Raw genomic sequence first — 20,378 nt, 5'->3', positions numbered from 1 at the left:
ATGCTGCCTATTGATCCGCCTTGGTCTGGCCCATGATTTCCTGCGCTGTGAAATTGATGCCGCAGGTCGGGAAGGAGTTGCCGACGAAGAAATTGTCGGACTGGTCGGGGAAGAAATCCTGACCGGCCTTGAAGTTCGGATCCTCGACAATCGCCAGCGGCAGTTTGACCGCTTGCGGAACGACATTGCCCTCGAGTGCGGCAATCGCCGTCTTGATGGCAACCGCCACCTGGGCCGGACCGGTGCCGGCCGATGAGCATTTCAGCCCGTCCGCGGCATGAGCGGCGCAGAACTTGCGGAAGCCATTCTCGGTCTCGCCACCGAACGGCACGAATGGATGCTTGGCATCGATCATCGCCTGCACGATGCCGGTATCGCCGCCCTGCCCGGTGACGCCGTCGAAGGGGCCGTTGGTGGCGATGGCGTCGGCTGAAGCCTTTTGCGCCACGCCGTCATCCCATTTGCCGACCACTTCGGTGACCTCCCACTTCTTCCCGGAAGCGTCGAGAACCTCATGGATGCCGTTGTGGCGGTCGGTATCGACCGAGGTGCCGGCAACGCCGCGCACTTCGAGCACCTTGCCGCCATTCGGCACATGGCCGACCAGCCATTTGCCCCACAGCTCGCCAAGACCCTTCTGGTCGACGTTGACGTTGATGGCGTCCTTGGTGTCGAGAATGTTGTCGAAGGCAACCAGCACGACGCCGGCTTCCTTGGCGCGCTTGATCACCGGCCCGAAGGCCGTCGGGTTCTGCGCGTTGACCACGATCGCATCATAGCCGGAATCAATGAAGTTGTTGATCGCTGAGATCTGCGCCGGCACGTCTTCGCCGGTCGAGACGACCTTGAATTCCTTCAGCTTTGCTGCAACGTCCTTCTGGGCTGCATAGGCCTTCGCCGTCTGCACCATCTGGATGCGCCACGTGTTGGCGATGTAGCCATTGGCGAGCGCGATCCGATATGGACCGTCTTTCTTGGGGAATTTGAAGAATTGCGTGTCAGCTGCCCATGGCGCGAAGCAGTCCGGCTCGGCGGACGGTCCCTTGACGATTTCGGGGTCGGCGATCGCCGATGAGCTCAACATGACAAATGCAGTGGCGGCAACGATGCCACCAACGAGTGACTTGATCATCGATATTCCTCCCAGTTGCAGTTCTGATTGTTGTTTGGCTTTGCGAAGTCTCGCGCGATGGCCGGCACCTCCTGCCTGGTCACACGCTTTCTTGGTCGCCGGTGACGGCCGACCCGGCCCCTCCCCTCGTCGCAGTCAGCAGGGCGAAATTATCATATTATCCATAATAAACAAGAATTAGTTGTCGCTTATGTATAATAAACAGGCGTCATCTGTTCCACAGGCGCCCGTTAACCAAAGATGGTAGCGCTACCAAATTGGTGTGTAAACCGGCATTCGCACAGTCGCCTCTGTGCGTTTCAACGCGCCGTGCTCTCGCGCCGCTTGAGTTCGAAACCGAGATCGACGATCCGTTGCTCCGGCCTGTTGCCGGCGATCGCCGCCAGCGCCATGGCGACCGCACGCCGGCCGATCTCATAGCGATGGGTGCGGATACTGGTGATCGATGGAAACGCCACCTGCATCATGTCGAGGTCGTTGAAGCCGACGATGCCGATCGTCTTCGGCACCGCGATCGAGGCGCGATGGCACTCGAACAACACGCCGAGCGCGATGTCGTCATTGTTGCAGAAGACACCGTCGAGCGTCGGCACCTTGGCCAGCGCGTCGCGGAGCATTTCGCGGCCGAGCGACACGCTGGACAGCAACGGCGTGGTGGTGACAAGGCGTGGGTCGAACAGGCCGGCAGCCTCCATCGCCGCGCGATAACCGGCAAGGCGCCGCTGCGAACGCGGGTCCATGCGCGCGCCGATGAAGCCGATGCGGCGGTAGCCCGCCTCGATCAGATGTTCGGTCGCTGCCCTGCCGCCGTCGAGATGCGAGAAGCCGACCATCATGTCGACCGGATCGGGACCGGTCTCCATGACCTGCACCACCGGGCAGCCGGCGCTCTCCAGCAGCTTTCGCGAGGTTGGCGTCTGGTCGATGCCGGCGACGATAAGCGCTGCCGGCCGCTGCGAGCCAAATACCTGCAGCAGCCGCTCTTCCTCAAGGCCGGAATAATGGGTGTTGCCAAGCTGGATGCGGAACGGGCTGGCCGACAGGCTGTCATAGATACCGCGCACCACTTCGGCGAAGACATTGTTGGTGAGCGACGGCACCAGCACGCCGAACACCTCGGCGCGCGCCGAGGCCAGCGCCCGCGCATTCGGGTCCGGCACGTAACCGAGTTCGTCGACGGCGGCCTGGATCTGGCGACGCAATTCTTCCGAGACACGCTCCGGCTCGCGCAAGGCGCGCGACACGGTGATGGCGCCGACCCCGGCCTTGCGCGCGACATCGGCAATCGTCGGGCGTCCGCCGCCCCGGCGTGAGCGCGGCTTGGTCACGGGCGCGCTCGCTTGGGAACGCACCCGGTAGGGCGCGGTCGCGATACGATCATCCTTGCTGTCGCCATCTCACCGGCCTTTTGCCGCCCCAACTTGCCTTCTGGCGTCGCGCGGCGTCCGTCGGTTGTCAAGCCAAGGCGCGTGCCGGGCTCACATGCGTGCGAAGATCGCCGCCGTCCTTCAGGCCATCACGGCGGCGCTGCGCCTTGCTCTCCAGAACAACAGTCCGATCACCAGTATGTTCAGCAAATTCCAGGCGATGCCGTTGAGGAACGCAGCCGCATAGGAGCCGGTCAGGTCATAGATCCAGCCCGACATCCAGCCGCCGATCGCCATGCCGAAGATCGTCGCCATCATGACGATACCTATACGCTGGCCAGCCTCCTTGGCCGGCATGTAATCGCGCACGATGATCGCGTAGCAAGGCACGATGCCGCCCTGCGACAGGCCGAAAACCAGCGACACCACATAGAGCGACGCAAGCCCGTCGAACGGGATGTAGAACAGCAGCGACAGGCACTGCAGCACCGAGCCGATCATCAGTGTCCACACAGCGCCGATTCGGTCGGCAAGAAAGCCCGATGCCAGCCGGCTGACGACGCCGCCTGCCATCATGATCGACAGCATGTCGGCGCCATGCGCCACGCCGTAGCCGAGATCCATGCAATAAGCGACGATATGCACCTGCGGCATCGACATCGCCACGCAGCAGCCGAGCCCGGCGACGACCAGCAGCACCTGCAACGCCGCCGGCGACAGCGAGATCGGCTGCACCTCCCGGCTTCCGGGCGAACCGGCGGCGGCCGCCTCCGGAGCACCGCGCCGCAGCATCAGCACCAGCGGCACCATGGTGACCAGGCAGAAGATGCCGATCGCCGCATAGGTGAAACGCCAGCCTTCCGCCTTCATCACCGTCGGCATGATGGTCGGCCAGATCGCTCCGGCAAGGTAGTTGCCGGCGGCCGCCGCGGTCACCGCGACGCCACGCCGGCGGTTGAACCAGTGCGAGATATCGGCGATCAGCGGCCCGAAGATCACCGACGTGCCGACACCGATCAGGACCCCTTGGGCAAGGGTGAATTGCAGGATCGAGGTCGACAGCGCCGCGAGCAGGAGGCCGGCGGAGAGCGCAATCGTGGAGAGCAGCGCCGGGATCCAGTAGCCCATCCGGTCGATGGCGCGGCCGACCAGCACGTTGCCGGCGGCAAAGCCGACCATGGTGGCGGTGTAGGGCATGGACGCCGCGGCGCGGTCGACGCCGAACTCAGCCTGCACGGCGGGCAGCACGACGACAACAGCCCACATGCCAACGGCGCCGATCGTCGCCAGCAGCATCGAAATGGCAAGCCGCATCCAGGCATAGGAACTGTCGATGCCGGGGTTCGGCCGGCTCAAGTCGGTTCGGGTCAAGGCGTTTCCTAGCCGGCTGTCTCGAAAGCGGCTGCCGTTTGCGCCACTATCGGCGCATTCTCCGGCCGCAGCAGCGCCACAGCGGGCAAATCCGTGGCTCCAGAGCCACCCTTCGGGCTTGAAAAAGACGATTGGAAGCGAGGCCCTACCGGGCGCGGATGACGCCGTCGGTGTTGGCGAGCAGTTTGCGCACCGCGTTGCGCGCCGCGTCCGGTCGCTGCAGGCGGATGTTCTTCTCGATCGCCTCATGAAGCTTCTGAGCGTGGTTGAGATCGTCGATTTCCCGCGTCGTATAGGCAAAGAGATGATCGAAGGCGGATTCGATCAGCACGCCGAGCGGCACCAGAAGGTCGTTGCCCGAAGCGCGCAGGATGGCGAGGTGAAAGCGCGTGTCGGCGCGGGTGCGCTCCTGCAGGCTGGTCGCCGCGCCCATCTCCCGGCAGGCCTGGCTGATCTCGGCCATCTGTTCGTCGGTGCGCCGCATGGCGGCAAAGGCCGTCGCTTCCGGCTCGATGATGTGGCGGAACTCCTGCACGGTCTTGAGAAACACCTCGCGGTCCGGCGACGTCGCGTACCAGGCCAGCACATCACGATCGAGCAGGTTCCAGCGTTCCTTCGGCTCGACCCAGCTGCCGATCTTGGGGCGTGACGCCAAAAGGCTCTTGGCCATCAGCATCTTGATCGCTTCGCGCACCGCGGAGCGGCTGACGCTGAAAGTCTCCGACCATTTCGCTTCATTGGGCAGGATGGTTCCCGGCGGATAATCGCCGCGCACGATCCTGAGGCCAATCTCGCTGGCCAGCGAAGCGTGGACGCTTGAGCCTGGAATACGCGCAGCGTCGGGACGGCGAACGCCGGCCGGACGCTCGGCGGATGCCGCTTTCGCAGGCGATTTTTCCTTGTTCGGCTTCGCGTCCCGCATAGGCTCCAGAAAGTCTGGTTTCAGCAAGCTGTCAAGCGCGGCAAGCGGCTTGGGCCGCAAAGCCGGCCGCTGTGCACAGATCAGCCCAGATCCGCCGCTTGATTGGCACGTCGCAGGCCGGCATCACCTGAATATCGATATGCCTAGGCCTGCTTGACGTATTTGCGCCAGCTGTGCTCCGGGCGGAAGCCGAGCACGTCGCGCGCCTTGCGGTTGGAGAGCAGCGTCTCGTATTCGCCGAGCTCAGCCTTGACCGGCACGCCCGGATAGAAGCGCTTCAAGAGTTCGGCGGTCGGCAGATCGGACGATGTGTCGTCATTGGCGGCGTTGAACACCTGATAGCCGAGCCCATCCTTCTCGATGGCGCGCAGCGTGATCTGGCCGAGGTCGCGCGCGTCGACATAGCTCCAGGCAATGCGCTTGCGGAAACCCGGATCGGCGAACCATTTCGGAAACAGCGAATATTCATGCGGTTCGATGACGTTGCCGATGCGCAGGGCATAGATGTCGGTGCCGTTGCGCTGCGCAAAGGCCCGCGCGGTCTTCTCGTTGACGATCTTGGACAGCGCGTAGCTGTCCATTGGATCGACATCGTACTCCTCGTCGAGCGGGAAATATTTGGGATCACGCGGCTCGTTGGCGAAGACGAGGCCATAGGTGGTCTCGCTGGAGGCGATGATAACCTTGCGGATGCCGAGCTTCACCGCCGCTTCGATAACATTGTAGGTGCCGAGCGCATTGATGCGGAACACCTCATTGTCGGTGGTGATCATGATGCGCGGAATGGCGGCGAAATGCACCACGGCATCGACCGGCTGCGGGCGCAGCGACGGGTCGAATTCATGCAGGCCCATATAGCTCGACAGCGCGTTGAACACCTGCCCGCTGTCGGTGATGTCGGTGATCAGCGTACGCACTTTGGGATTGTCGAGCGGCCTGGTGTCGATGTTGAGCACCTGGCAGCCTTGCTCCACCAGATATTGCACGACATGGCGTCCGGCCTTGCCGCTGCCGCCGGTGAACATGATCCGCTTCGTCATTTTGCTCTCCACATCCTCTGGGATTTATGTGTATTGTCAGACAATATCGCCATCCGCAACCACCCTCGCCTGCAAAACGGCAGCGCTGACCATCAATCATTGCAACAGGACTTGAAGACATGAACACGACTGCCGCGAGCGAAAAGATCGGCTTCATCGGCCTTGGCTTGATGGGGCACGGGATCGCCAAGAACATCGTCGACAAGGGCTACAGCCTGACCTTCCTTGGCCGCAACAACCGCAAGCCGGCGGAGGACCTGCTTGGTCGCGGCGCCACTGAAGCATCGACCTCGCGTGATGTGGCGGCGGCATCGACAATCGTCTTCATCTGCGTCACCGGCTCGCGCGAGGTCGAAGCCATCATTCGCGGCCCCGGCGGCCTCAAGGAGGGCTTGAAAAAGGGCTCGGTCGTCGTCGACTGCTCGACCTCCGATCCGGTCTCGACGGTGGCGCTGGCAGCGGAACTCAAGGCGCTCGGCATCGATTTTGTCGACGCACCCCTCAGCCGCACACCGAAGGAAGCCTGGGAAGGCACGCTCGACGCCATGGTCGGCGCGCCGGACGCCCTCTTTGCCAGGGTGAAACCGGTGATCGAAACCTGGGCCGGCCGCATCGTCCATATCGGCGACACGGGCGACGGCCACCGCATGAAGCTGCTCAACAATTTCATCTCGCTCGGCTACGCCGCGATCTATTCCGAGGCACTGGCACTGGCCGAGAAGGTCGGCATCTCGCCGCCGCGCTTCGACAGCGTCATCCGCAATGGCCGCATGGATTGCGGCTTCTACCAGACTTTCATGCGCTGGACGCTGGAGGGCGACCGCGACGCCCACAAATTCACCATCGCCAACGCTTTCAAGGACCTGACCTATCTGGAATCGATGGCCGGTGCCGCCGGCATCGCCAACCCGCTCGGCAACGCCACCAAGAACTCCTTCGCCGGTGCCCATGCCACCGGCCCGGCCGAGCAGTTCGTGCCGATGCTGGCAACGCATATCGCTGAGGTGAACGGCGTCGACCTGATGCCGATGAAGGACGGCAAGAAACAGACGATTTGAGAGATTGCCGACCGCAGCCGCGGATCACCGCCTCCAGCGCCCGATCCCATCATCGGTGTTTGCAAGCAGCTTGTGCACGGCGTTGCGCGCGGCTGCCGGCCGTTGCAGGCGGATGTTCTTCTCGATCGCTTCATGCAGCTTCTGCGCCTGACGCTGATCGCTAACCTGCTGCGTCGTAAACGCGAAGAGATGGTCGAGTGCCGACTCGATCAGGACGCCGAGCGGCACCAGCAGGTCGTTGCCGGAGGCGCGCAGGATGGCCAGATGAAAACGCGTATCGGCGCGGATACGCTCCTGCAGGCTCAACGCCTCGCCCATTTCGCGGCAGGCCTGGCTGATCTCGGCCATCTGCTCCTCGTTCCGTCGCATGGCGGCAAAGGCCGACGCCTCCGGTTCGATGATGTGGCGGAATTCCTGCACAGTCCTGAGAAAGGCCTCGCGATCGGGCGCCGTCGCGTACCAGGCCAGCACGTCACGGTCGAGCAGGTTCCAGCGCTCCTTCGGCTCGACCCAGCTGCCGATCTTGGGGCGCGATGCCAACAGGCTTTTCGCCATCAGCATCTTGATGGCTTCGCGCACCGCTGAACGGCTGACATTGAAGATCTCGGCCCATTTGGCTTCGTTGGGCAGGATAGTGCCGGGCGGATAGTCGCCACGCACGATCCGTAGGCCAATCTCGCCGGCCAGCGAGACATGGACGCTGGTTCCCGCAAAGTGCGCGGCACCAGCCTTGCGCATGACAGCCGGGGCGCGGCTGGCTTGTGCCTTGGCCCGGTCGGCTCGCTTCTTTGACTGCTCGTCCGGCATCCACGTTCCAATGCGTCGGCCGTCTGTCGTCCGGGCTGGTCCGAACCTGTACGGCGCGCCGATCTCGTTGCCGAAAAATCCAGATTATGGCCGCGCCAAAGCGGGAGCCTGTTGCCCCAACCCATTGCGTCCGTTCAGGAATTGACGGGGCGCCCGGTCACCGGGCGCCCCGAAATCGAAAACCTACTTCTGGATGCAGGTGTCGACCGTGTCCTTGGTGCATTCGTCGAGGCCGGTGAACACCGGATCGGCGACGGCCTTGCCTTCGACCAGGTCGATCATCACCGACGGTGCCTTGTAGCCCATTTCGAACGGCCGCTGACCGACCAGCGCGGTCACGAGGCCGTCACGAGCGATCGCCACTTCGTCGCCGATCGTATCGGCGGCGCCGATGACGAAGTCGTTGCTGGCGATCCGGTCCTTGAGCGGTCCGAACAGATCGCGATAGGGCTGCGGCGCGCCGAACAGCGGCCAGCCGCCCATGATGCCGAAGGCGTCAAGCTTGGGGTTGGCGGCGAGGATGTCGGTCATCGCCTGCACGCCCTTGGCGCCGTCGTCATTGGTGAACACCGGGCAGCCCGCAACTTCGGTCCAGCCACCTTCGCCGGCAAGTGCCGCCAGGCCTTCCTTGCCCGACAGTGCGTCACGCATGCCCTGGGCACGGCGCAGGATGTTGTCAGCCGCAGGATTGCCCTCGATCGTGCAGATCGTGCCGCCATTCGGCTTGCCCTTCTTGATATACTCGCCGATCTTGTGACCCATCAAATAGTTGTCGGTGCCGAGATAGGTCTTGCGAAGTGCGGCATCTTCCTTGCTGAGGTCGGCATCGAGCGTCATGATCGGGATCGTCGGATTGGCGGTCTTGATCGTCTGCGCGATCAGCGGCGCGTTTGACGGCGAAATCGCCATCGCCACCGTGTCGGCCTTGCTCAGCATGTCCTGAACGATCTGCGCCTCGCCGGCTTCGTCGGAAGTCGACGCCGGACCGGTGTAGAAGCATTCATATTCCGAGCTGGCGTTTTCCTTGTTCCATTTCTCGCAGCCCTGATGGATGGCTTCGAAGAACGGATTGTCGAGACCTTTCACGACAATGACGAGCTGTTTCTTGGCCAAAGCCGGCCCGGCACCCAACGCCATGGCGGCGACGGCGGCGAGCAAAAGTATTTTCCTCATGTCAGTCCTCCCTTGAAACAAACGGACACGGCGTGCCCGCCATACAGATCGACCGGATGCGTGATGACCGAGGGTCGTTTCGCGAGCGCTCGTGTCGCCAGGACAGATCGATAAGCATTTCCAGATTCGGCTTCAGATCGGCTCAAACACACAAGGTGCGCCGGATCCTGGACCGCTAAACCCTCCGCCGATTCCGTCCGGCGAACCGCCAGCAGGATCGGAATAATCTCCTCCAACGCTTAGCTAATATCGGCTTGCCGCCAACGTCAATGCTATTTGTCCTACAAAACGGATTTTTAAAATAGTCCTGGCCCAATTCGTCCGACAATTGATTGACGCGCGCCGGCTTTTGCGTAAAAGAACGCTAACGCTGTCTCGGGAGGAGCCGGGGAGGGCGAGGCCAAAGCAGCGTCGGCATCCACGCCGGGAACAGCAGCAGGTCGCAAAGCACGGGGAGGCAAAGGCTGGTGGCGGTTCTCGAACTCACCAACATCTCAAGGCATTTCGGCGCCATCCAGGCGGTCAACGACGTTTCGCTGTCGATCGAGCCCGGACAGGTGGTCGGCCTGATGGGCGACAACGGCGCCGGCAAGTCGACGCTGGTCAAGATGATCGCCGGTAATTTCCGCCCGAGCCATGGCACCATGCACATGGACGGCAAGGAATTGATCCTGCACAAGCCGGCGGAAGCCCGCCAGCACGGCATCGAGATCGTCCATCAGGACCTTGCGCTCTGCAACAATCTGACCGCCGCCGCCAATGTCTATCTCGGCCGCGAGCTGCGGCGCGGCATGGGGCCGTTCCGCATCCTCGACTATGCGGCGATGTACAAGCGCGCCGGCCAGCTCTTCGCCGAATTGAAGTCCGAGACCCGTCCGCGCGACCTCGTCAAGCAGATGTCGGGCGGCCAGCGCCAGGCGGTGGCGATTGCCCGCACCATGCTGTCGCAGGCCAAGATCGTGCTGATGGACGAACCGACGGCCGCGATCTCGGTGCGACAGGTCGCCGAGGTGCTGAACCTGATCCGCCATTTGCGCGATCAGGGCATCGCAGTTGTGCTGATCAGCCACCGCATGCCTGACGTCTTCACCGTCGCCGACCGCGTCATCGTCATGCGACGCGGCCGCAAGGTTGCCGACAAGACGATTGCGTCGAGTTCGCCCGAAGAAGTCACCGGGCTGATCACCGGCGCCATCGAACAGGTTTGATTTAAGCGAATTCCACCACGCACAGCAAATGAAGGTCGACGATGGCACTGACAATTGACCAGCCGATCGAGCACAAGCGGCAATCCTTGGCCGCGCGGATGTTTGCCAGCCAGACTTTCTGGGTGGTGATCTCCGTCATCCTTGCCTGCGTGTTCCTGTCGTTTGCCACCGACGCGTTTGCCACGTCGAAGAACCTCTACAACATCACCCGCAACATCACCTTCGTCGCCATCATCGCGCTCGGCATGACCTTCGTCATCATCACCGGCGGCATCGACCTGTCTGTCGGCTCGGTGCTGTGTCTGTCCTCGATGGTGCTGGCCGTCACCATGCATGCCGGCTATTCGATCGAGGTCGGCATCCTGGCCTCCATTGCCACCGCGCTGGCTATCGGCGCCTTCAACGGCATATTGATCGCCTATCTCGGCTTTCCACCGTTCGTGGTGACGCTCGGCATGCTGTCGATCGCCCGCAGCCTGGCCATGGTCGCCTCCAACAACACCGTGGTCTTCCAGTTCGGACCCGACCACGCCAAGCTGCTGGCATTGGGCGGCGGCGCCTGGGTGTTCGGCATCGCCAATCCGGTGCTCTACATGATCCTTCTGGCGCTGATCACCGGCTTCATCCTGCGCTGGACCAAGTTCGGCCGACACATCTTCGCCATCGGCGGCAATGAGCATGCGGCGACGCTGACCGGCGTTCCGGTGCGCCAGATCAAGGTTGCGGTCTACATGATCTCGGCGCTGTCCGCGGGCATTGCGGGCATCATCCAGACCGGCTGGCTTGGCGCCGTCACCACCAACCTCGGCACCGGCATGGAGCTGCAGGTGATCGCCGCCACCGTCATTGGCGGCGCCAATCTGGCCGGCGGCGTCGGCACTGCCTTCGGCGCCATCGTCGGCGCGGCGCTCATCGAGGTGATCCGCAACAGCCTCGGCCTGCTCGGCATCAATGCCTTTTGGCAAGGCGTGTTCATCGGCGGCGCCATCCTGCTGGCGGTGCTGTTCGACCGCATCCGCAATTTCCGCCGCAGCGATTAGACCGGTACAGTCTGTGACAACCCCCCTGTTCAGCCTCGATGGGCGGCTTGCGCTGATCACCGGTTCTGGCCAAGGCATAGGGTTCGCCATGGCTCGCGGTCTGGCTGAACACGGCGCCAGTGTGGTGCTCAACGGCCGCGATGCAGCCAGGATCGACAGCGCCGTCGAAAAGCTGCGCGCTGCCGGCTTCAAGGCGCATGCTTCGACTTTCGACGTTACCGATTTTCAAGCAGTCAACGCCGATGTCGCCCGCATCGAGGCCGAGATCGGGTCCATCGATATCCTCGTCAACAATGCCGGCGTGCAATTCCGCGCGCCGCTCGAGGATTTTCCCGAGGAGCAATGGGAGCGGCTGTTCAAGACCAATGTGTCGGGAGCGTTCCATGCCGCCAAGGCGGTCGCCCGCCACATGATCCCGCGCGGCAAGGGCAAGATCATCAACATCGGCTCGGTGCAGAGCGAACTGGCCCGGCCGAACATCGCGCCCTACACCGCAACCAAGGGCGCGATCCGCAACCTGACAAGGGGTATGTGCGCCGACTGGGCAAAGTACGGCCTGCAGATCAACGCGATCGCACCCGGCTATTTCCGCACCGAGATGAACCAGGCGCTGGTCGACAATCCGGAATTTTCCGCCTGGCTGGAAAAGCGCACCCCGGCCGGGCGCTGGGGCAATGTCGACGAATTGATCGGCGCGGCCGTCTTCCTCGCTTCCGACGCCTCGTCCTTCATCAACGGCCATACACTGTACGTCGATGGCGGCATGACGGCTTCGGTTTGAGGAGCTCCTTCCCTTCTCTCTTGTGGGAGAAGGGGAAACCTATCGCTCAGTCTGAAATTCCACCGGCATAGGCCGTCATCCACCCTCGTCGCAGCCCCGCGTCTTGACGCGGCCCCGAACTCAGCCGCACAATCCCCATTGCAGGCGAAGGGAGGCCAGTCGTCTGCGGGAGGAAGTACCCATGACGGAAGCGATCAGGCTCTACTGGGGCCGGTTCGGACATGTTTCTGTCCTGAATGTCGCAAGCGACTTCGTCACCCATGCCCATGTCGAGGCGCATCTGATCATCTGGCTGGAAGGCACGGCCGGCGAGATGACAATCGGCCGCGAGACGGTACCGCTTGGACCGCGCACCGCCGCCGGCATCAACTCCTTCCAGCCGCACAGCCATATTCTGTCGCGAGACGGCACTCCCGGCCTGTTCCTCGCCTTCTACATCGATCCGGACTGGGCGCGGCGCCGCCGCGACCTGCCTTCGTCCGCGCCGCTGTTTACGCAGGCGGCGATCACGCTGGAGCCCTGGCTGCACCAGGCCGCCGCCAACCTGCTTGACCATCTCAGCGACAACGAGAGCATCGACGATATCGCCAATTACGAGATCGAGCGCTTCATCGACTCAGTGCTCGATGCCGCCGATGCCTCGGCGCCGCAGGAGGCGCGTGTCCGCATCAACACCATGCAGGATTTCCGCGTCCGCAAGGCGATCCAGCTGATGAAGGCCAATGTCTGTGAGCGCATCTGCTTCGACGATGTGGCGCGCAGCGTCGGCCTGTCGCGGCCGCATTTCTTCGCCCTGTTCAAGGAACAGACCAATCTGACGCCCAACGTCTACTGGAACACGCTGCGTATGGAGGAAGCGGTGCGGCAGCTGCAATGGTCGCAGGAGCCGCTGATCTCGGTCGCCTGCAACCTCGGCTTCACCACGCAGGGCAATTTCTCGCGCTTCTTCCGCGACCATGTCGGCGTGCCGCCGACGCTCTACCGCGAGGCCGCGCGGGCGATCGCCTGAGCCGGCCGCCCGTCAGCCTTTTTCAGACTCCCACCGTTTTTCAGACTCCTTGATACGCGCTCAAGACGCATTGATAAGCGCCGCTGAAGCGGCCGCCCTACCCTTGCTCCGGATCGTTTTTGCAAGGGAACATTTGAATGGCCAAAGTCACCATCTCCAGCGTCATCGACGCGCCGGTCGAAAAGGTCTGGGCGCGCATACGCGACTTCAACGGTCTGCCGGGCTGGCATCCGCGCATGGTCGAAAGCCATATCGAGGATGGCAAGGACGCCGGCGCGATCGGCAGCGTGCGCAACTTCCAGCTCGCCAGCGGCGCCCGTATCCGCGAAAAACTGCTCGACTTCTCCGATCAGAATTTCCTCGTCAGCTATTCCATCCTGGAGACGCCGCAGCCGCTCACCAATCACAAGGCGACGCTGCAGTTGCGGCGCGTGACCGATGGTGACCGCACCTATGCCGAATGGACCGCCAGCTTCGATGCCGCGCCCGAGGAAGCTGACAAGATTGCCGAGGGCATGGGCGCCAATGTCTTCCAGGGCGGCTTCAACGCCCTGAAAAGCCATTTCGCCGGTCAGAGCTGACAGGAGCCAGGCCATGGCGCTAGCACTTCAGACTTTTGCAACGGTGAAGGATGCCAACGCGGCGCTGAAAGCCCAGGGCAGCCGCTATCTCGGTGGCGGGACACTCGTGGTTCGCGCGGCCAATGAGGGCGATGTTTCGGTCTCCGGCCTTGTCAGGTCGACCGAGCCGTCTCTGTCCACCATCGTTGTTGCCGGCGGCAAGGTCCGCATCGGCGCCTCGGTGACCATGGCGGCGATCGCCAGCCATCCGGAGCTCGGCGCCCTTGCCAAGGCCGCCCGCGCCGTCGGTGGCCCTGCAATCCGCAACATGGCAACCGTTGGCGGCAATCTGTTTGCCCCGGCGCCCTATGGCGATTTCGCTGTTGCCTTGCTGGCGCTCGACGCCATTGTCGGCACCGATGACGGCGAAACGCCGATCGAGATTTTTCTGGCCAAACGGGACGGCAGCCGCGCCATCGTCACTTCCGTGAGCTTCACGCTTCCGAAGGCCGACAGTTTCCGCTTCCTGAAAGTGTCGAGGGTCAAGCCCAAGGGCGTCTCGGTGCTCAGCATCGCCAGCGTTCTGGAACGGTCGCCGGACGGCATCGTGTCTTCGGCACGAATTGCACTGGGCTGCATGGCCGATCGGCCAATGCGTGCCAGAGCGGCCGAAAAGGCGCTGACCGGCCGTAGCTTGACCAAGGACGGCATCGCGCCGGCTTTGGCCGCAGCCAGTGATGGTACATCGCCGATCACCGATCCGATTGCCAGCGCCTGGTATCGCAACGAAGTCCTGCCGGTCCATCTCGGCCGGCTGCTGCTCGCATAATATTTCGTTCGGGGGCGCGCGTCTGTCCGATGGTTCGGGCAGGCGCGCTGGGAGGAAAACATGGCAAAAGTTCCGGTTCAATTCACACTCAACGGTTCTGAAAAGGCCGAATTCGTCGACAGCGGCACGACGCTGCTGCACGCCTTGCGCGACAAGATCGGCGACACCTCACCGAAAGGCGGTTGCCATCAAGGCACTTGCGGCGCCTGTTCGGTCATCATCGACGGCGAACTCCGGCTCTCCTGCCTGACACTGGCCGAGACCTGCAACGGGGCGACCATCAGCACGACATCAGGCCTTTCGGAAAGCGGCGTCTTGCATCCCTTGCAGCGCGCCTTCCTCGACACTTTCGCCACGCAATGCGGCTTCTGCACGCCGGGCATGATCATGGCGGCCAAGGTGCTGCTCGACCACACGCCCAATCCCAGCCGCGACGAGGTGATCGAGGCGCTGTCGGGCAACATCTGCCGCTGTACCGGCTACGAGCCGATCATCCAGGCGGTGCTGACCGCCGCGCGGTCCAACTCGCAGAATGCGGCTTGAGGGAACAAAAAATGGAACTGCGCAAGAGCTACTTCGCCGATGTCCGCAAGGACGACCTGCACGAGATCGGCCAGCCAAGGCCGCGCTCGGATTCTCCCGGCCATGTCACCGGCAAGACCGCCTTTTTCGCCGACCGCAATTTCCCCGGCATGCTGCATCTGAAGATGGTGCGCAGCCCACACCACCATGCCCGCATCCGCTCGATAGACACGTCGGAAGCCGAAAAGCATCCGGGCGTGGTGAAAATTCTGACCGCCAAGGACGTGCCGCACAATGTCTACACCATCCTGATCCTGATCCAGATCGGGCCGGAGGACGAAACCGTGCTGGCCGACGGCAAGGTGCGCTGGAAGGGCGAGGCGGTGGTGGCAGTGCTGGCCGAGACCGAGCGCGCGGCCCAGGAGGCCGCCGCCAAGGTCAAGGTCGACTATGAGGTGCTGCCGGCCGTCTTCGACATGGAAGAGGCGCTGAAGCCCGGCGCGCCGCTGGTCAACGAATATCACGGCCAGAACTACTACCTCTATGACAGCGGCGAGTGCCGCAAGGTGCGCTTCGGTGATGTCGAGGCGGGCTTTGCCGGCGCCGACCACGTGTTGGAGCAGAGCTACCAGTCCTCGCCGATCGAACACGCGCCGACCGAGACCACCGGCTGCGTGGTGATGCCCGAGGGCAATGACCGCTTCACCTGCTACACCAACACGCAGGCGATGTTCTTCACCCTCGACAACACCTCGATCATCCTGCAGATGCCCGGCAGCAAATTGCATTTCGTCGGCGGCACCGTCGGCGGCGGCTTTGGCGGCAAGGTCGACGTCATCGTCGAACCGATCGCTATCCTCGGCGCAAAATTAACCGGGCGTCCGGTCTGTTTTATCTATAGCCGCGAGGAGGAGATGCAGATCTCCTCGCCACGCGCGGCCGAAAAGGTCGTCATCAAGGACGGCGTCATGAAGGACGGCCGCATCGTCGCGCGCAAGGTCACCGGCTACACCGATGCCGGCGCCTATTCGCGCCACTCGCCCTATGGCGCGCAGAAGGGTGCGGGGCACTATCCCGGCCCTTACACGATCCCCAATGTCTGGATCGACACCTACTGCGTCTACACCAACCGCACGCCCTCCTCCGCCATGCGCGGCTTCGGCGTCACCATCGGCGATTTCGCGCTGGAGGTGCAGATGGACAAGCTGGCGCGGCTGATCGGCATGGATCCGCTCGAATTCCGCTTCATCAACGCCTATCGCGACGGCGACATGAAGGCGCATCGCCAGCCGACCGAGGGTGCTGCGCTGATTGAATGCATGCAGGAAGCCTCGCGCGCCGCCAACTGGCCGGTGGCGGAAAAGTACCTAGCGATGTCCTCCTACGTGAAGGGAGCTTGAGATGGCGATCAGGCGTGGACGCGGCGTTGCCGCGATCAACTATCCCACAGGCATGAACCTCGGCGGCGATCCGACCCAGGCGCTGGTGCATTCGACGCCGACCGGCAATTTCATGGTGACGCTGTCATCGGTCGATCTCGGCCAGGGCATGAAGCAGATCATGGCGCAGATCTGCGCCGAGACGATCGGCGTGCCGACCGACCGTGTCGTCGTCGACACCGCCGACACCGACACCGGCCCGCACTGCATGGGCACATTTGCTTCGCGCGGCACGCACCGCGCTGGCAATGCCGTCATCCAGGCCGCCAGGGAAGCGCGCCAGGTGATGCTGGAAGTGGCTGCGGAAGAGCTGGAGGTGAATGCCTCCGACCTCGAGACCGACGGCCAGGGCAACATCCTGGTCAAGGGCGCACCGCAAAAATCGATCTCGATCTTCGATGTCGCGCTGTCGGCGCATTTCAAGCGCGGCCGCTCGATCTCGGGTCGCGGCATGTTCCTGATCCCACGCTCCTATCCCGAGAAAGAAACCGGCGCGATGAAGCCGTCGACCTGCTATGCGCACGCCTGCACCGTGGCCGAGGTCGAGGTCGACGACGAAACCGGCGAAGTGACAGTGCTGACCGTCAAGAACGTCTTCGAGATCGGCCGCGCGCTGAACCCGAAAATGGTCGAGCAGCAACTGGTCGGCGGCTCGTGGATGGGCATCAGTCATGCGCTCTACGAAACCACCGAGCCCTACTACCCCAACCGCGACCACGGCGGCACCGACTTCAACCAGTATCTGATGCCCGGCCCCGGAGATCTTGCCGAGACTGAGATCATCGTGCTGGAGCGCCCGTCGGCAGATGGGCCATACGGCGCCAAGGGACCCGGCGAGATGTGCGCCAACCCGCAAATCCCCGCCGTTGCCAATGCCGTCTTCGACGCCGTCGGCGTGCGCATCGACACGCTGCCGATCACGCCGGAGCGCATCCTGCGCGCGCTGAAAGCGCAAGCGGCGAACTGAGGGCTGCAATGAACGGGACAAGCGCCGAGACTGTCGCGATCTCGCCGGAGGCGGTGGCGCAGCATCTGGCCGCCTCGCGCTATCTGGCCGATGAGAGCCTTTCGACTGCCATCTTCCTGGCGATCCGGCTGGGCAAGCCGCTGCTGCTTGAAGGCGCGCCAGGTGTCGGAAAGACGGAAGCGGCCAAAGCGATCGCGCAACTGCTCGGCCGCGATCTGGTGCGGCTGCAATGCTATGAAGGCATCGACGCAGCGCATGCGCTCTACGAATGGAACTACCAGCGCCAGCTGCTCGCTATCCGCCATGCCGGCGAGCACGAGATCGACATCTATGACGATCGTTTCCTGATCGCCCGGCCGCTGCTGCAGGTGCTGAAAGCGCCGGAGCAGCGCGTGCTGCTGGTCGACGAGATCGATCGTTCGGACCATGAGTTCGAAGCGCTGCTTCTGGAATTCCTCTCCGATTTCCAGATCAGCATTCCCGAGCGCGGCACCATCCGCGCCGCCGCACAGCCGATCGTCATCCTGACCTCGAACCGCACCCGCGAGCTCGCTGAGGCGCTGCGCCGGCGCTGCGTCTATCACTGGATCGGCTATCCCGATGCCGTGCGCGAGGCCGCCATCATCATGCTGCGCGCCGGCGATGTGGCGGAGGCAACGGCGCGCGCGGTGGCGGCAGCCGTGCAGGCCATCCGCGCCCGCCCGCTGGCCAAGCCACCCGGCATTGCCGAAGCGGTCGAATGGGCCAATGCCGCCACCATCCTGGAAAAAGGCGGCAGTCCGTGGCCGGAAGCCTTCCGCCGCGCCATCGGCGTGCTGATCAAGGACGAAGAGGATCTCTCCTACATCGCGCCGGAGCTTGGACGGATCGTCGAGGAGGCGTTGGCGTGACGCGCGATCGACCCGGCTCTTTCCACAATGCTGGCGCTCTACGGCGCCCCCCTCTGTCCTGCCGGACATCTCCCCCACATGGGGGAGATTGGCAGTTTCGTCGGCGTCGCCCTTCCTGCAGCATTGGAGATTGGCGAAAGCACTCGTGACGTCCGATCTCCCCCCTCGTGGGGGGAGATGTCCGGCAGGACAGAGGGGGGCGCGAAGGATCGCGACGCGGAAGACCTGCCTGCCATGTGTGACAAAGAAAGCTTGCCCCGCGCCGCCACACCCTTGCTCAGCTTCGGCCGGCTGCTGCGCCGCTACGGCTTCGCCATCGCCCCCGAGCAAGTCACCGGCTTCATGCAGGCGGTGACCCTGCTCGGCCCGCGCTCGATGGCGGACATTCGCGAGGCCGCCCTTGCCACCCTTGCACCCCCGCCCGACCGTCGCGACGAATTCGAGGCGCATTTCCAGAGCCATTTCTACGGCAACACATCCGCGATGGCCGAAGGTGATGCCGACGAGGAAACCCGCATCAAGGATGATGGCGGCGCCGACGACCAACGACTCGAAGCCGAACAGAGGCAAGAAGGCGGCGAGCTGTCGTCGGCCCTGGAGCAATTGAGCGCGCGTGATTTCCAGCGCGACGACGACAGGCTGACCGCGTTCAGCCGCAAGCTCGCTTCCGCCCTGCCTGCCCGCCGCTCCTTCCGCACCGTGCGCACGCATTCGCGCGGCAAGCTCGACCTGCGGCGGTCGCTGCGCGAAATCGTCAGCGCCGATGGCGATGTCCCCTCACCACTGCTGCGCCGGCGCCAGACCGTGCCGCGCAAGCTGCTGATCCTGATCGACGTGTCCGGCTCGATGAAACTGCACACCGCGGACTACCTGAAGCTCGCGCATGCCGCCGTGCAAGGTGCCGACCGTGCCGAGATATTCACCTTCGGCACGCGGCTGACCCGCATCACTGCGGCGCTGCGCATCCGCGACCGAGACCAGGCGCTGGCGCGCGCGGCGGCCCAGGTCGATGACTGGGACGGCGGCACCCGCATGGGGCCGACGCTGCTTGCCTTCCTGTCGGTGCCGCGCTTTTCTGCCTTCGCCCGCGGAGCCGCGATCGTCATCCTGTCCGACGCGCTGGAGCGCGGCGATCATGGCGAGCTGGAGACGGCGATGCGTCGGCTGAGCGCCCGCGCCTTCCGGCTGTCGCTGGCGACGCCCTTGGCTGGCGATCCGCGCTTCCGGCCGGCAACGGCGGCACTTCGTGCCATCCTGCCTGACCTCGACGATCTCGTCGACGGCTCCTCGCTCAAGGGTCTCACCGATTTCATCCTGTCGCTCGCCCGCCCTGCCCCGGCGGCGGCGGCAATCTGGAAGAGGGTTTCGTGATGCAGAAAACAATCGACGCGCATTTCCACATCTGGCGCCAGAAAGACCAACCCTGGCTGGTCGGACCGATGGTGCCGCGCATCTTCGGCCCCTACGAGCCGATACGGCGCGATTACCCGATCGAGGAATTTTCGGCCGACCAGCAGGGCGCCGGCGTCGAGAAGGCCGTTTATGTCCAGACCAACTGGGCCAAGGAGGATTTCGAGAAGGAAGTCGCCTTCCTGCAGAAGACCGCTGACGAGACCGGCTGGCCACATGCCATCGTCGGCTACACCGACATGACCGTTGACGACATCAGGCCCCAGATCGACCGATTGAAAAAATATCCGCTGCTGCGCGGCGTGCGCATGCAACTGCACTGGCACGAAACGCCAGCCTTCCGTTTCGCCGCCTCGGCCGACCAGGTGATCGACCCGAAGGTGCGCGCCAATGTGGCAAGGCTCAAGGATTATGGCCTGTCCTTCGATCTGCAGCTCTTCCCTGCCCAGATGAAGGACGGCCTGACGCTGGTCGGCGAAAACCCGCAGACCAATTTCATCCTCACCCATGCCGGCATGCTGACCGGCATGGAGCCGGAAACCACGGAAGCCTGGAAGGAAGGCCTACGCACGCTGTCGGCGGCGCCCAATTTCTACGCCAAGCTCTCCGGCCTCGGCACCTTCGTCCACCGCAACGACCCTGCGCTGATCGCCTACATCGTCGACAACGTGATCGAGATCCTAGGCGCCGACCATCTGATGTTCGGCTCGAACTTCCCGATCGAGAAACTGTGGACCAGCCACGCCGAACTGATCAAGGCGCACCGGGATGCGGTGGCCCAGCATGGTGCTGCGGCAGAGGCGGATATCTTCTGGAATACGGCGGACAAGGTTTACCGGCCGGTGTAGTGCGC

20 protein-coding genes and 1 pseudogene are annotated in these 20,378 nt (G+C 63.6%); 13 read left to right on the top strand and 8 right to left on the bottom strand.

All coding sequences use genetic code 11. From position 1 onward, the window contains the following. Nucleotides 1-7 precede the first annotated feature (7 nt). The 5 genes from HB777_07540 to HB777_07520 form a co-directional block, all read right to left on the bottom strand. Nucleotides 8-1,132, bottom strand: a complete 1,125-nt coding sequence (locus tag HB777_07540) for an ABC transporter substrate-binding protein (GenBank protein QND63767.1) — start codon at nucleotides 1,130-1,132, stop codon at nucleotides 8-10. 299 nt (nucleotides 1,133-1,431) lie between these two features. After that, nucleotides 1,432-2,460: a LacI family DNA-binding transcriptional regulator gene (locus HB777_07535; protein QND63766.1), complete on the bottom strand. Its 1,029-nt coding sequence runs from the start codon at nucleotides 2,458-2,460 to the stop codon at nucleotides 1,432-1,434. Nucleotides 2,461-2,640: 180 nt separating this feature from the next. Continuing rightward, nucleotides 2,641-3,870 (bottom strand): MFS transporter, encoded by a 1,230-nt coding sequence (locus HB777_07530; protein QND63765.1) that lies wholly within the window; start codon nucleotides 3,868-3,870, stop codon nucleotides 2,641-2,643. Nucleotides 3,871-4,015: 145 nt separating this feature from the next. Next, nucleotides 4,016-4,792 (bottom strand): FadR family transcriptional regulator, encoded by a 777-nt coding sequence (locus tag HB777_07525; protein QND63764.1) that lies wholly within the window; start codon nucleotides 4,790-4,792, stop codon nucleotides 4,016-4,018. A gap of 143 nt (nucleotides 4,793-4,935) precedes the next feature. Beyond that, nucleotides 4,936-5,832, bottom strand: coding sequence for an NAD(P)-dependent oxidoreductase (locus tag HB777_07520; protein QND63763.1), 897 nt, complete (start codon nucleotides 5,830-5,832; stop codon nucleotides 4,936-4,938). A gap of 119 nt (nucleotides 5,833-5,951) precedes the next feature. Here HB777_07520 and HB777_07515 point away from each other — a divergent pair, with 119 nt between their 5' ends. Continuing rightward, on the top strand, nucleotides 5,952-6,890 hold the full coding sequence (locus HB777_07515; protein QND63762.1) for an NAD(P)-dependent oxidoreductase: 939 nt from the start codon (nucleotides 5,952-5,954) through the stop codon (nucleotides 6,888-6,890). 24 nt (nucleotides 6,891-6,914) lie between these two features. Here the strand turns inward: HB777_07515 and HB777_07510 are convergent, their stop codons facing one another. Continuing rightward, nucleotides 6,915-7,697, bottom strand: coding sequence for a FadR family transcriptional regulator (locus HB777_07510; GenBank protein QND63761.1), 783 nt, complete (start codon nucleotides 7,695-7,697; stop codon nucleotides 6,915-6,917). A 183-nt stretch (nucleotides 7,698-7,880) separates the two neighbouring features. Continuing rightward, entirely contained in the window at nucleotides 7,881-8,870 is a 990-nt protein-coding gene (locus tag HB777_07505) for a sugar ABC transporter substrate-binding protein (GenBank protein ID QND63760.1), read from the bottom strand. 467 nt (nucleotides 8,871-9,337) lie between these two features. On the opposite strand from HB777_07505, the gene HB777_07500 reads away from it, so the two are divergent. From HB777_07500 to HB777_07455, 10 genes are all read left to right on the top strand, one after another. Continuing rightward, nucleotides 9,338-10,078 (top strand): sugar ABC transporter ATP-binding protein, encoded by a 741-nt coding sequence (locus HB777_07500; GenBank protein QND63759.1) that lies wholly within the window; start codon nucleotides 9,338-9,340, stop codon nucleotides 10,076-10,078. Between the two features lie 41 nt (nucleotides 10,079-10,119). Further along, nucleotides 10,120-11,118 carry an ABC transporter permease gene (locus HB777_07495; GenBank protein QND63758.1) on the top strand — a complete coding sequence of 333 codons (999 nt, stop codon included), beginning with the start codon at nucleotides 10,120-10,122 and terminating at the stop codon, nucleotides 11,116-11,118. A gap of 13 nt (nucleotides 11,119-11,131) precedes the next feature. Continuing rightward, nucleotides 11,132-11,899: an SDR family oxidoreductase gene (locus HB777_07490; protein QND63757.1), complete on the top strand. Its 768-nt coding sequence runs from the start codon at nucleotides 11,132-11,134 to the stop codon at nucleotides 11,897-11,899. Nucleotides 11,900-12,080: 181 nt separating this feature from the next. Then, nucleotides 12,081-12,908: a helix-turn-helix transcriptional regulator gene (locus tag HB777_07485; protein ID QND63756.1), complete on the top strand. Its 828-nt coding sequence runs from the start codon at nucleotides 12,081-12,083 to the stop codon at nucleotides 12,906-12,908. Between the two features lie 137 nt (nucleotides 12,909-13,045). Beyond that, complete coding sequence (locus tag HB777_07480) at nucleotides 13,046-13,489, top strand: SRPBCC family protein (GenBank protein ID QND63755.1); 444 nt, start codon at nucleotides 13,046-13,048, stop codon at nucleotides 13,487-13,489. Nucleotides 13,490-13,502: 13 nt separating this feature from the next. Then, nucleotides 13,503-14,297, top strand: coding sequence for a xanthine dehydrogenase family protein subunit M (locus HB777_07475; GenBank protein ID QND63754.1), 795 nt, complete (start codon nucleotides 13,503-13,505; stop codon nucleotides 14,295-14,297). Nucleotides 14,298-14,357: 60 nt separating this feature from the next. Then, the gene (locus HB777_07470; protein ID QND63753.1) at nucleotides 14,358-14,840 is read left to right on the top strand and encodes a (2Fe-2S)-binding protein; all 483 of its coding nucleotides are present in this window, start codon (nucleotides 14,358-14,360) and stop codon (nucleotides 14,838-14,840) included. Between the two features lie 11 nt (nucleotides 14,841-14,851). Beyond that, nucleotides 14,852-16,219: a xanthine dehydrogenase family protein molybdopterin-binding subunit gene (locus HB777_07465; protein ID QND63752.1), complete on the top strand. Its 1,368-nt coding sequence runs from the start codon at nucleotides 14,852-14,854 to the stop codon at nucleotides 16,217-16,219. 1 nt (nucleotide 16,220) lies between these two features. After that, complete coding sequence (locus HB777_07460; GenBank protein ID QND63751.1) at nucleotides 16,221-17,225, top strand: xanthine dehydrogenase family protein molybdopterin-binding subunit; 1,005 nt, start codon at nucleotides 16,221-16,223, stop codon at nucleotides 17,223-17,225. Nucleotides 17,226-17,233: 8 nt separating this feature from the next. Next, nucleotides 17,234-18,115 (top strand): MoxR family ATPase, encoded by an 882-nt coding sequence (locus HB777_07455; protein ID QND63750.1) that lies wholly within the window; start codon nucleotides 17,234-17,236, stop codon nucleotides 18,113-18,115. Between the two features lie 36 nt (nucleotides 18,116-18,151). Here HB777_07455 and HB777_07450 read toward each other — a convergent pair. Then, a pseudogene (locus tag HB777_07450) lies at nucleotides 18,152-18,351 on the bottom strand (precorrin-3B synthase). Between HB777_07450 and HB777_07445 the strand changes: the two are divergent. Both HB777_07445 and HB777_07440 read left to right on the top strand, forming a co-directional pair. Beyond that, nucleotides 18,350-19,486: a VWA domain-containing protein gene (locus tag HB777_07445; protein ID QND63749.1), complete on the top strand. Its 1,137-nt coding sequence runs from the start codon at nucleotides 18,350-18,352 to the stop codon at nucleotides 19,484-19,486. The pseudogene HB777_07450 and the gene HB777_07445 overlap by 2 nt on opposite strands. Beyond that, entirely contained in the window at nucleotides 19,486-20,373 is an 888-nt protein-coding gene (locus HB777_07440; GenBank protein ID QND68702.1) for an amidohydrolase family protein, read from the top strand. Before HB777_07445 ends, HB777_07440 begins: the two co-directional genes overlap by 1 nt. Nucleotides 20,374-20,378 lie beyond the last annotated feature (5 nt).

It is taken from the genome of Mesorhizobium loti (genome assembly GCA_014189435.1).
GTDB classification, from domain to species: domain Bacteria; phylum Pseudomonadota; class Alphaproteobacteria; order Rhizobiales; family Rhizobiaceae; genus Mesorhizobium; species Mesorhizobium loti_G.
Note: the sequence above shows the minus strand (reverse complement) of the source record. Positions and strands in the feature narration are given on the sequence as shown.

What these genes read in the sequence shown, in the direction of transcription:
- HB777_07540 (QND63767.1), bottom strand. Translation starts at nt 1,132, where the DNA reads ATGATCAAGTCACTCGTTGGTGGCATCGTTGCCGCCACTGCATTTGTC.
- HB777_07525 (QND63764.1), bottom strand. Translation starts at nt 4,792, where the DNA reads ATGCGGGACGCGAAGCCGAACAAGGAAAAATCGCCTGCGAAAGCGGCA.
- HB777_07520 (QND63763.1), bottom strand. Translation starts at nt 5,832, where the DNA reads ATGACGAAGCGGATCATGTTCACCGGCGGCAGCGGCAAGGCCGGACGC.
- HB777_07515 (QND63762.1), top strand. Translation starts at nt 5,952, where the DNA reads ATGAACACGACTGCCGCGAGCGAAAAGATCGGCTTCATCGGCCTTGGC.
- HB777_07510 (QND63761.1), bottom strand. Translation starts at nt 7,697, where the DNA reads ATGCCGGACGAGCAGTCAAAGAAGCGAGCCGACCGGGCCAAGGCACAA.
- HB777_07505 (QND63760.1), bottom strand. Translation starts at nt 8,870, where the DNA reads ATGAGGAAAATACTTTTGCTCGCCGCCGTCGCCGCCATGGCGTTGGGT.
- HB777_07495 (QND63758.1), top strand. Translation starts at nt 10,120, where the DNA reads ATGGCACTGACAATTGACCAGCCGATCGAGCACAAGCGGCAATCCTTG.
- HB777_07485 (QND63756.1), top strand. Translation starts at nt 12,081, where the DNA reads ATGACGGAAGCGATCAGGCTCTACTGGGGCCGGTTCGGACATGTTTCT.
- HB777_07480 (QND63755.1), top strand. Translation starts at nt 13,046, where the DNA reads ATGGCCAAAGTCACCATCTCCAGCGTCATCGACGCGCCGGTCGAAAAG.
- HB777_07475 (QND63754.1), top strand. Translation starts at nt 13,503, where the DNA reads ATGGCGCTAGCACTTCAGACTTTTGCAACGGTGAAGGATGCCAACGCG.
- HB777_07470 (QND63753.1), top strand. Translation starts at nt 14,358, where the DNA reads ATGGCAAAAGTTCCGGTTCAATTCACACTCAACGGTTCTGAAAAGGCC.
- HB777_07465 (QND63752.1), top strand. Translation starts at nt 14,852, where the DNA reads ATGGAACTGCGCAAGAGCTACTTCGCCGATGTCCGCAAGGACGACCTG.
- HB777_07460 (QND63751.1), top strand. Translation starts at nt 16,221, where the DNA reads ATGGCGATCAGGCGTGGACGCGGCGTTGCCGCGATCAACTATCCCACA.
- HB777_07455 (QND63750.1), top strand. Translation starts at nt 17,234, where the DNA reads ATGAACGGGACAAGCGCCGAGACTGTCGCGATCTCGCCGGAGGCGGTG.
- HB777_07445 (QND63749.1), top strand. Translation starts at nt 18,350, where the DNA reads ATGTGTGACAAAGAAAGCTTGCCCCGCGCCGCCACACCCTTGCTCAGC.
- HB777_07440 (QND68702.1), top strand. Translation starts at nt 19,486, where the DNA reads ATGCAGAAAACAATCGACGCGCATTTCCACATCTGGCGCCAGAAAGAC.